This window comes from Bacillus sp. EB106-04-02-XG92 (assembly GCF_058791995.1).
This window is the reverse complement of record NZ_JBYTEA010000013.1, coordinates 79084-89962: the sequence shown is the minus strand read 5'-3', so window position 1 is coordinate 89962 and position 10879 is coordinate 79084. Positions and strand designations below refer to the sequence as shown.

The 10879-nt window shown below is 34.3% G+C and carries 10 protein-coding genes and 3 pseudogenes; 4 read left to right on the top strand and 9 right to left on the bottom strand.

The features are described from left to right. Nucleotides 1-810 precede the first annotated feature (810 nt). From AC3WVA_RS24370 to AC3WVA_RS24360, 3 genes are all read left to right on the top strand, one after another. Entirely contained in the window at nt 811-2520 is a 1710-nt protein-coding gene (locus tag AC3WVA_RS24370; RefSeq protein ID WP_195756894.1) for a hypothetical protein, read from the top strand. Between the two features lie 941 nt (nt 2521-3461). Beyond that, nucleotides 3462-3605, top strand: coding sequence for a hypothetical protein (locus AC3WVA_RS24365; protein ID WP_000217297.1), 144 nt, complete (start codon nt 3462-3464; stop codon nt 3603-3605). A 131-nt stretch (nt 3606-3736) separates the two neighbouring features. Next, complete coding sequence (locus AC3WVA_RS24360; protein WP_176539125.1) at nt 3737-4693, top strand: tyrosine-type recombinase/integrase; 957 nt, start codon at nt 3737-3739, stop codon at nt 4691-4693. Between the two features lie 90 nt (nt 4694-4783). Here AC3WVA_RS24360 and AC3WVA_RS24355 read toward each other — a convergent pair whose 3' ends face one another. The 9 genes and pseudogenes from AC3WVA_RS24355 to AC3WVA_RS24315 all read right to left on the bottom strand — a co-directional run. Then, nucleotides 4784-4906 (bottom strand): hypothetical protein, encoded by a 123-nt coding sequence (locus AC3WVA_RS24355; RefSeq protein ID WP_255285134.1) that lies wholly within the window; start codon nt 4904-4906, stop codon nt 4784-4786. Then, entirely contained in the window at nt 4903-5409 is a 507-nt protein-coding gene (locus AC3WVA_RS24350) for a hypothetical protein (protein ID WP_098521810.1), read from the bottom strand. Before AC3WVA_RS24350 ends, AC3WVA_RS24355 begins: the two co-directional genes overlap by 4 nt. 122 nt (nt 5410-5531) lie before the next feature. Further along, nucleotides 5532-6906, bottom strand: a pseudogene (locus AC3WVA_RS24345) (adenine nucleotide alpha hydrolase family protein). A 335-nt stretch (nt 6907-7241) separates the two neighbouring features. After that, a complete protein-coding gene (locus AC3WVA_RS24340) occupies nt 7242-7613 on the bottom strand; it encodes an adenine nucleotide alpha hydrolase family protein (protein WP_411470227.1) in 372 nt (123 codons plus the stop codon). Then, nucleotides 7610-7762, bottom strand: a complete 153-nt coding sequence (locus AC3WVA_RS24335; RefSeq protein ID WP_166689539.1) for an IS3 family transposase — start codon at nt 7760-7762, stop codon at nt 7610-7612. The genes AC3WVA_RS24340 and AC3WVA_RS24335 overlap by 4 nt, the downstream gene beginning before the upstream one ends. Further along, a pseudogene (locus tag AC3WVA_RS24330) lies at nt 7695-8393 on the bottom strand (IS3 family transposase); the annotation flags it as partial. The gene AC3WVA_RS24335 and the pseudogene AC3WVA_RS24330, both read right to left, overlap by 68 nt. 78 nt (nt 8394-8471) lie before the next feature. Then, nucleotides 8472-8768, bottom strand: coding sequence for a transposase (locus AC3WVA_RS24325; protein ID WP_078183867.1), 297 nt, complete (start codon nt 8766-8768; stop codon nt 8472-8474). A 186-nt stretch (nt 8769-8954) separates the two neighbouring features. Next, complete coding sequence (locus tag AC3WVA_RS24320; RefSeq protein WP_429604391.1) at nt 8955-10211, bottom strand: MDR family MFS transporter; 1257 nt, start codon at nt 10209-10211, stop codon at nt 8955-8957. A gap of 122 nt (nt 10212-10333) precedes the next feature. Continuing rightward, nucleotides 10334-10452 (bottom strand): annotated as a pseudogene (locus AC3WVA_RS24315) (amidohydrolase); the annotation flags it as partial. 64 nt (nt 10453-10516) lie between these two features. On the opposite strand from AC3WVA_RS24315, the gene AC3WVA_RS24310 reads away from it, so the two are divergent. After that, nucleotides 10517-10666, top strand: coding sequence for an IS3 family transposase (locus tag AC3WVA_RS24310; RefSeq protein WP_098347633.1), 150 nt, complete (start codon nt 10517-10519; stop codon nt 10664-10666). Nucleotides 10667-10879: the final 213 nt, after the last annotated feature.

Below are 10879 nucleotides of genomic sequence, written 5' to 3'. Positions count from 1 at the left end.
CTCTTTCTCTTACCTATCTCTCTTTACTTACATTCCTTTTGCGCTTTATTTACCTTATATTTCTCAACTTGCAACACGTTTGCGGTATCCTTGCCCTATTTCTTTCAACTTGCAACAGTATAATTTATTTCTCAACCAAGTAATTCTTAAAAAATCATGTCATTTTAAAGTTTTTAAGCTATTTTTCTCATATTTTGAATAAGTTACATACATAAAATGCAACATGTTTGCGGTATCCTTTCCCTAACTTCCCTACCATTTTCACTCTAATCCTTTATATACCAAGGGTTTAGGTACTTTTTCACTTACTTTTATACCTATCACACAACTTGCAACACGTTTGCGGTATGCATACCCTTATTTTTCTCACAAGATGCAACACTGTTTGCGGTATCCTCTCCCTACTTTCAATCTATAAATGCCAACAAGTCCTTCTATATCAAGGTTAATCCTTGTAATTCATTTTTTATGATTGTGTTCACCAACTTGCAACACGTTTGCGGTATCCTCTCCCTAACTTCCCTACAGATTTTAATATAATTCTTTATATACCAAGGGTTTAGGTACCTTTCCACTTACTTTTATACCTATCACACAACTTGCAACACGTTTGCGGTATCCTTAACACAAAAAAAATTTATGAAATTCTCCTATCCCTTGATACAACTAGCTTCATGAGCTGTTGCAAGTTGCTATTTTTCTTCTTAAAGGAGCACCTTTTGCCAAATTTCGATTTGCTATAATCAAAATTGGTATATTTTATAGTATTCTGGCATACATTTCGAATTTTGCAGAACGGAGGTGAAAAAGATGGGGAAATCATTTGTGATACGTAATCAACGTAGCTTAAATGGTGAAAAGACAAACGCAGTTTTAGTCACACTAAAATCTTGGCAAAAGCTTGTGGAAACATTTGAGGAGAAATACTACAGCTATAAAGATACATATTTAGAAGATATTCTGCAGCACATGACATACGAAGAACGTATTGCTGACGTAGAAGGCTTTGTCGAAAAAGCCAAGCCATCTTTTTCACGTCGCGCAATGTCTGCAATTGCAGAAAAAACCGGAAGAAAACATAAATTATACGGTATTACGAATGCAGATCTTGAAGTATTCTTGTACCTACATAAAAAATGCTATACAAATGGTGTCATTCCAAATGTAACAATACATATGATGTGGGAAGATTACAAGCAATATAAAGAAGAATTTGCTTATATCCAACACTCTCAATTCTATATCGCATTAAAAAAATTAAACTTACATAACATTATCTCCATTGAAAATGGCGTAGATGGCCGATATACAATTAAACTGACTCATTTTATGAATGAGGAAACAGAAAAAGCAAATCCGTACGTATATATTAGTCCGGTTGTATTTACAAAGGATTTCTTTAAGCTATCTGTAGCGGCTAAGAAGCTATTCTTAGATATGGCAATGCAACAACATACAGAAACAACTTTAAAACGTTCTTTGGACAAGCAAGATGAAAGAGGCAACAAAACTCACTTTGGTGGGATGTATCGTTTCTTACATAAAAAATATCCGCATCAGATCCGTGCGGTTATCGAAGAATTAACAACTGCATTACCATGTACGGGGAATCCCCTATTCAAAATTTGCAAAATGCAAAAAGGTGTCAAGCATACAAAACGATATACAACATTATATCTGTCTATCCATTCAGACTTCTTATGTTCGAAAGAAACTGGAGAAGAACAACACAGGGATCCATTTACACCAAAAGCTACCTATGCTCGTAAAGCGAAGTTCATTGAGTCAGTCCTACAAGAAATGAACATCGGTGAACTGTCTGCAGATATGAATAAATTCATTCATGTCTTAAAGCATACTTGTCACCGTCAAATTCGCAGTGTAATTCGCGGACTACGTGACATGGTTGATCGAAAAGAAGGATATCCAACGAAAATTGTATATACATTGAAGAAACTATTGCATCAAACATCTCAATATCAAATTCTCGATACAGCAGCAAAAGAAGGTATCTACCCTCTTATTGCCCAGCACATACCAAAAGAGAGAAATAGTGACCGTGAGCAAGCTGTCTTTAATTTTGGGCTACATTATTCTATGTACTCTCTTCATAACATTAAGAAGATGTTTAAAAATGTGCATGCACTACTGAAGCAGAAGTTTGCAGTACCAGTTACGGAAGAGTCTTATCACCGTAATTATCTAAAATACCAGGAAGAAACGTTATTTAGAAAATATGCATATGATCAGGGTGTGAATCTCCATGCATATATCGCTTTAGAAATTGAAATGCGTGAAAAGCTAAAAGTTCGCGGTCATAAAGAACGCACAATTCCAAGTGATGTGCGCGAATGGTTTATCGAGGCAATTGATAAGCTGCCACAAGAAAAACTTCGTGTTATTGAGCTACCAAAGCAATTTAATTTACTAGAGTTTATGCGTACCTTCGAACGTTTAGTACGTGCTGGTGTAACAATAACAGCTCCAGATCAGGTGCTAAATGCAATGGAAATAAAATAATAGCAACAAGCTCTCTATTTTTGAAAAAATCAAAAGTGGAGAGCTATTCGTGTTTGTTTCATTAACATCCCCTTTCTACTTCTCTATTTATAAATACCAAATCAGAAGGACTTCATGTAAAATGGAGTCTTTTTTTATGCATTTCTATACAAGTTCTCTTCTAGCTATACAAGAATCTCCACACTCCACATTGGGTATTCTTCACGTATAGTAAAACATTCGATTTTATATCTACAAAAAATCAGAAGGATATTTATAAAAATAGTGGATATGAGGACAAATATGATCAAATGTGAATAAAATTTTCACAACATCCTTGATAATACTAGTGTTATTCATTTTATCTAATAAAAATCATCAACAATAATGTGAGTTATGTGTAAATACTGAGTTATGTTAACAAATCGCTACATTTTCTGAACAAAATGTGGACAAGTTGAGGCTAGACACTGCTTTATTTACCAAACTAAAGAAAATAAAGCCTATTTCCATAGTTGGATAAATATAAAGTGATTTGTATTAATTTCTTTCCGATTTCATGTAGAAACATATGATTTTCTTTCTGTTTTTTTGTAGAATTGAAAGTCTGATAATTATTGAATCTACGGATACATTTTTTACTATTTATGATTTTTTAGGTTCTAACATCAAATTTTCCCTTGTGGGAGTAGATCTTTCCCCTATTTTTGATGACCTATAATAGTTTTATCTTTATTTCTTTTTAATATATAAGATATATATTTATAATAGATTTTATTATTACTAGTATGCTTGTTAATAAGATGTCTGACCTAATTGAAAATATTTGTAAATTCCGTTATAATAATGGTAATTAAACATATCATTACCCACATACAAAAGGACAAACCTACGTATCCCTACAAGGACGAGGTTTGTCCTTTTTTCATTTTAGGAAACAATTATCATTGGGAGGATTAAATATGACTGTACTAAAAGATACAACTTATATAGAAACGAATACACATAACGAGATTAGATTTTTTAAAGGGATTATTTGGGGATTAGTTTTTGTAGTGCCTTTTTGGAGTATTATGATAGCCCTATTTATTTTGCTTTATAAATAATAATCAACATATCCAAAACGCAAAGGGTTGTTTGTCCGTTTGTGTTTTAGATATGCCAGCAACCGTGCGTAGCAAAGGGCGGTAGCGGGTCTTTAACATACTTTCTGTTATAATATACCCAAAGAAATTAAGTGATTATATTGAACGAGGCAATTAGCATAGAAGAAACCTTAGAAGCTTTTTCTGTTTATTTAACAGAAAAAGGTCGAAAACACTCTACTATCCAACGTTATTCATACGATGTTAAGGATTTTCATAGATGGTTAGAAGTAAATGAAGTACTTTCACATATCAAATTATGGCATGAACTATCTGGAGAAGATTATCAAGCATATTTTTCGGAGTTAGAAAACAAACGTAAGTATTCTCTTAAAACAAGGCACAGAATATGGGTGGTTTTAAAGAAATTGCACATGTTTTTAGGGATAGATAGCCCATTAGATGATATTCACCTCTCCTTAATTCCGGATCAATCACTAAGTGATAATGATTTTATTACCGAAGTGGAAGAAAAGCTTTTAAAACAAACTATACTTTCAACAAAAGGGTTAACAGAACGACAAGCTAAATATCGACCCCTAATTATGGATAGAAACGCTTGTATAATAAATTTAGTAGTAAACTATGGTTTATCCTTGCAAGAGCTTGTATCGCTTAATATGAGCCATATACAGTTTGCTAGAAACACTTTAATTGTTCCAGGGGAAAATGGTATGACTAGATCTATCTCTTTAACGGGAGAGGATACAAAACAACTATATAAATATTATAAAACGATACCGGAACCAGTAAGACCACGACAATATACTGATAATCCTTTGTTCATAGCATTTGATTTTAATCTGGGAACGTATCGATGGCTGTACGAAAAGGATGCGCCAAAAGCTTTGTCTGAGGTTGCTATACAAAAGATGATACGACTTGAAGTGAAACGAGCGGAGTTAAATAGGCGTATTTCTGCCCAGCAGATGAGGAATACATTTATTCTCCGTCTTATTAAGCTAGGGATATCGGAAGATGAATTGGTAAGCAGGATGGGGTTCAAAACTAAGATATCTTTAAAGAGATATTATCAATATTTGCAGTGATTTATAAAAACACAAAAATAAAAAGGCGTATTCTAGGTATAGAACACGTCCTTTTATTTATTTATTTATTTGTTACCTTCTGTTTACTTCTTATTTTTTCTCATCTATCTTTTTAATCATAAGTTCGTTCTTGCAGATTATATCTTGAAAATGTTCTTCTTTATTTTCTTCTATATACTTCATAAGTAGTTCTTCGAATTGCACTATTATCACCTATTCTCCTTAACTTTTATTAATCCTTCTAATTCGGATACAGACAGTACATCAATGTTTAGAAAGTTTTTTAGAGCATTCCAAAACTCCCCACGATCATTTAATGATACCTGGAGAATACTTTCCCAAACATCAATCCCAACCTCGTTATACTGAGGATTTCCTTTTACAAGGCATGCTTCATGTATAGTAAACGAGAGCGGATTTGGTTTTACAGCTTGATTAAGTTCAAGCGAAGGAACCCAATCAATCGGAGCATGTAAGTGCATAAGATTCTCTAAACATTTCTTTAAAATGCTATTGTCTCCTATACAATGTATTTCACCGGTTATTGCATCCATTATGATTTTTTCACTAGGGTGAACTTCTCTAACATGAAAAGGTACTTGTTCTGCATATTGTTTATATATTCCCTGAAATGTTTCTATGGCCGTTTCTGTAGATGTCGCATTAAGAAAGCTTATTTTGTGAGCTGTAATAATTTCTAATATGTATAGGCGCAAAATTAATCATCCCCTATATATTTTCTATATTGATAGATATAATGTGTCCCCTTGCTGTTAAAATGAAGAAAGTACCTTAGGTAGTATAGGTACTTTCTTTAAATATATCCTCTATTTACTTATTAGGCTATTGAAAATGCCTCGTTTCTTAGTTTCTTAAGTATTTTTACAAAGAGATGGTTTGTCTCTTCAGATAGCAACTCCTCTGTTTCTAGTAATCGAGAAAGTCTATTTGTAAACTCTGCAGCATACAACAGCTTCGTACTCTCTAATTCATCCTGCTTAAAAAGTGGTTCATTCTTCATGGATTGAATTAAGAGCTGAATAAGCATTTGTTTGTGCTATTCTTCTCTCTTTCCATGGTACATATCCATCCCTAACTAATGACGCACAATCCGTTCAGCATCCCTTGCACCTGTTATATCTGCTCTAGATACAACAAAGGTTAGTTTGTTCCATGTTAGTTTTGCAGATTCATTTGAATAATTTGAAGGGAAAAAGAAAAAGCTCTGGTGCGTAATTTTTTGCCGCTCTTTAATCCAACGAAATAGATCCTGCTTCCCTAAATGAGTATCTATTTCTACGAAAAATACGAGGAATGGGGACGTCGTTTTTTCCTCGTTTATTGTACAATCGGGCTTGAACACCAATTCACCAAGTAATACGTGGTGTATAGGCTCCAATTCATCACGATATACTCTAATCCGATCCGTTTCATACCAGGCTTGTAATATTGCTTCGATCTCTTCTTCAGATATAAGAGTCGTATTCATCTCTTGTTGCGTATAAAGTAGATACTCTAAAAGCATTCTTCTACCTTCTACTGTAAGTCCTCCTGGTGCATAATCTCCTTTTTCTGTACGATTAAACATAATATAATCATATTCTGCATCATTATGAATTGAAAATAAATCTGAATCCCTTTTATTTTCGTTTCTAAGGAGTGTTTGCAGACTACGCCTATTCCATTACATTCCGATATCGAATATCGTTTCGAATGGAGCGTAAGAAGCTTTTCCATGATTGTAGATACGTGTATTCTGTATATCCCTCATTTATTAATTGAGCTAGCATTTTATCCTCACCACTCATCATAAGGCAAGTTCAACATCCGCTACGTGAATGTGCGGCACCACAAGCATTTCCTTGTTGTATTCCACCTGTTTTAATCCCGCATTCAAACATAGCCTGTCTATACTGTATGCTCATTTCTTCCACATCTACCCCAAAAGGTAGAATCCCTCTATCTAAAAGCAACATCCATACTTCATCACCAGTTAAGAATTTGACCAGATTAAAGCAGAATATATTTTTCATATCATTATGACGTGAAAATAAAGAATCGTTACTAACTTCATATTTTTGAATACTATGTCTTCTACGTGCACTTTCTTCATTACGAACTGCCAACGCAAGGACTCCATCATATTCTTCAAAGCAGTCTACTACATTTTTAGTTTGGGAATCTATGAGTATTTCTTTCATCTTACGTTGCATGGGTTTAACTTTAACGTATTCCCCGAAAGAATTCTCCTTCCTCAAGCGTGTGAAGGGCGTAGCCCAACGATAGGTGGGAGATGAATTTCGGTTTGGCATAGCCAAAAACTTTTGATAAACTAACTATATGAAGTTCTTTGATAACTTGATATACAAGGTTGCAGGAAGAAAATAGAGTGCGAAAACCAAGCCATTCGGTTCCTGCGTAAAATATCAACCGTACCAAAAGAGCATCCATGCGTTGGACATCTAGGGGGGGAACACCCCGAAGTAACGCTCAGGGAGACGAAAGGTTACTTTCGTCGTGGAACTGAGAAGCTCCCACTTCAAGCTTTCTAAGTGGCGAGTAGTTCACGGGAATCAGTACACCATCGTAGTCTTCTATTTCCTGTTGGTGGAAGTACACCTCTACCTATTAGTTTATACCAATATGAATCTTTTATTAATGGTCGTACACTATGTACTACAAACGGCAGGTTTTGCTTATCCGCAGTTTTTTGGATTTTCTTTAATGTACGTGAGATATAAGCAGTCATAACAGGTGTTTCCACTCCAACCTCAGAAGTTAAGATATGAATAGGTTTTGTACGTTCCTCTAGCGGCAACTCAGCAATCGCATCCCATAGCAATGTCAACGTAGCAGAACTATCTTTTCCTCCACTGTAACCTACAAAACAACAATCTCGAGATAAATAGACTTTTTTCATTTCCTCTTTAATTTCTTTTGAAATCTTTGATGATTATAAAAGTACATATATTTACGCACGGCAAGTTTGACCTCATTCGCTTTACGGAAGGAGTGTAAATGAAAACACTCCTTCCGTAAAGCGAATGAAGAAGTTTTCCATACAAGCATTATCCCAACAGTTGCCTCTTCGAGACATACTTGCCTTCATCTGATATTTTTTAAGTAATTGATTATATTGACGAGATGTATACTGGGACCCTTGATCACTATGTAAGAGGATTCCCTTCACATTTCGTTTTTTCTTTGCCTTTTTAAGTGTATCTAACACAAGTTTTAAGTCGTTTCTACGACTGGTTTCATAGGCAACAATTTCATTATTATATAAATCCTTAATAGCGGATAAGTACAAGCGCTGTCCATTGAAAATCAAATAGGTAATATCGGTTACCCATTTCTCGTTCGGTTTTAAAGCTTGAAACTCCCTATTTAGATGGTTCTCTGAAATCACATAAGCTTCTTTTTTTCCGTAATAAGGTCGTTTTTTCCTAATTACGGCTTTGATACCTAGTTCACTCATCAATCTTTGGATGCGCTTAGGATTCAAATGAAGGTTATATGTGGCTTTCAGCCACACTTGTATTCTTCTATATCCATAAATTCCTCTTAATTTTTTATGACACTTCAATATCTTTTTCTTAATTTCGATATCCTCGGATTGTTTTATTGAAGGCGTCGTATGCCGTTTTATCCATTTGTAGTATCCACTTCTGGTTACACCAGCAATATTGCATAGAATGGTTACTGTATAACCTGTTTTTTTTTATTTCATGGATGACTTCGAATTTTTTCGTTTTGGATACGACTTTCATTCCTCCTTTTACATCCCTAAGAGCTTTTTTAACATTTCATTTTCCGCTTCTAATCTTCGGATCTTAGCTTCAGAATCTTCGGGTCTAAGCCTTGGTCTACCTAAACCTGGTCCTTTCGCTTTACCGCGTTTTTCTTCTAGTCCTTTGATTCCTTCAGCTTCAAAGTATTTCACCCAACGACTTACAACCGAGTGATGAATACCTAATTCTTTCGCAATGGTTTTATAGCTCATGCCTTCTTTTAAGTATAAATCTATAGCTTTTTTCTTAAATTCTACATCGTAAGTGACTCTAATTTTTCCCATAAAAAAATCCCCTCCATAGTAAACAGGTTAGTGTTCTTTCATTTTCCTATCTACTATAAGGGGATCATATCAGTGTGAGTTGGCTCTTTCTCTACTTACCAATACAGATAGATTTTCTCCTCTTATGTTATAAGCTTTCAAATGTTTCTCTACTTCTATTTCGTCACCTAAATGGCAATAACATCACTATTTTTTAGAATTATGCATGTTTGTATTTGAAATCATTCGAAATACTTTTACATAGAAAACCGCACTAACAAGGGCACAAAGTAATATAATGCCACACACAACAATTGGAGATAACCATGTAGAAAATACAATCATAATAGGTGCAATAAAGCGCCCAATGGTAAATTGTAAATTAGATGCTGCCATATATTGTCCTCTAGCATTTTCAGGTGCATATTTACTGACAAAACTATGTACAACTGGCGAACGAATCAATTCTCCAATTGTTAATATTGCCATAAACCCGAACAGTAGCCATATATTCGTTGTAAGCCCTATTAAAAACATACCGATTCCAAATAAAACATTAGAGATAATTAAAACGTTTCGGTCGCTCCAATTCTCAAAGTATTTTGTAACAGGTAGAGAACATAAAACAAATAAAGTCCCATTCAACCCCATCATCCATCCGAAAATTTCAGTATTACTTAGAGAGAATGAACCAGTACTCCATGAGAAAAGAGATTGTGTTGGTACAAATTCTTTTACATATAACGCAAGGTAAAGATCGAGTTGCATGAAAGCTATCATAATGAATATTCCAGCAACTATATAAAGAGCGAAAATTTTATCACTAAAGATTTTCGTATAATTATTCCATTGTTCTTTAAAGATTTTCGATATTTTGTTTTTGTCCCCATTATTTTTAGAAGCTTCTGGCAACGTTTCTCTAATTATGAAATAGATTGCTATAAAATAAATAAATGTAACAATTGTACAAGTCCATAACAATTCACTTCGATAATGAAAGAAGAAAAATGAACCTAACACCGGTCCAAATACAGCACCGATATTATTAGCTGTAACAAAAGTGGCAAAGACTACTCTTCTATCCTTTTCTGGTACTATATCAGCTATCATTGCAGAACTTGCTGGACTGTATATTGCCCCGCTAATTCCAATACCGATATAGGCTAAATAATTAATCCAATGTGAATGAGATAAAGCAAAAACCGCAAACATTGCTACTTGTATGATTGTGCCTAATAGCATGACAGGTCGACGCCCTAATCGATCAGCTAAATATCCACCTAACAAATTACCTATTATGCCTACAAGAGGTATAATTGCCATTAAAATTCCGCCAATTGCTTTACCAAAAGCATCGCTATAGTATATTGCCATAAACGGAAAATACATCCAAAACAATGTATTGAACATAGTTTCGCCAATTAACCTAGTTTTTAAATTTCGGTCCCATGATAACCATTTCAACGTAATACATCCCCTATTTTAACTTGTAAAATATTTACTATACATACTATAAACTTTCAGTCCAAGGAAAATATAATAACATAAAGGGAATTTATTTTACAAATTAATATAGGAATCTAAACTTTGCGCGCGAGAAAACCTGTTTCATGTCCAGCTATATTGTGCTGCAGTTGGAAACTAGCACTCCTACCAATAAACTCAACGTTCTTAATGCGTAAAACTTTTGGTTATCAAACCCCGGATAGATAAAACAGGCATAGTCCATATGCATTGATAATGGGCCAATGAAGTCTTTTTAGGGGACTATTAAGCGCGAGAAATATTACTTTAAATACGATGCGTTTGAGGAACTAAGTCAAGCGATAGACGAGTACATTCAGTTTTATAATTATGACATTCCAAAAACGACTAAACAGCCTCAGCCCAATGGAATATTGAGGAAATTTCTCTTGTGATTTTCCCATGACTAAATTCATGATGTTTCCCCCTAATTAATAAAATAATTGCCTAAAGTGCTGGCGATACAATAACTCCAAACTTGAAGACAACACAAAAAGGGCTTCTTCAAGTCGATTAAAAATTTGTATAGCAAAATAAGCTATATATACACTAATCGGCTCAAAGAAGCCCTTTCATTATTGAAACAAGACGCAACTTGCTTCTACAAC

Coding starts and splice junctions, on each gene's coding strand:
- AC3WVA_RS24340 (WP_411470227.1), bottom strand. CDS start 7,613: ATGAAAAAAGTCTATTTATCTCGAGATTGTTGTTTTGTAGGTTACAGT.
- AC3WVA_RS24335 (WP_166689539.1), bottom strand. CDS start 7,762: ATGCTTGTATGGAAAACTTCTTCATTCGCTTTACGGAAGGAGTGTTTT.
- AC3WVA_RS24325 (WP_078183867.1), bottom strand. CDS start 8,768: ATGGGAAAAATTAGAGTCACTTACGATGTAGAATTTAAGAAAAAAGCT.
- AC3WVA_RS24370 (WP_195756894.1), top strand. CDS start 811: ATGGGGAAATCATTTGTGATACGTAATCAACGTAGCTTAAATGGTGAA.
- AC3WVA_RS24365 (WP_000217297.1), top strand. CDS start 3,462: ATGACTGTACTAAAAGATACAACTTATATAGAAACGAATACACATAAC.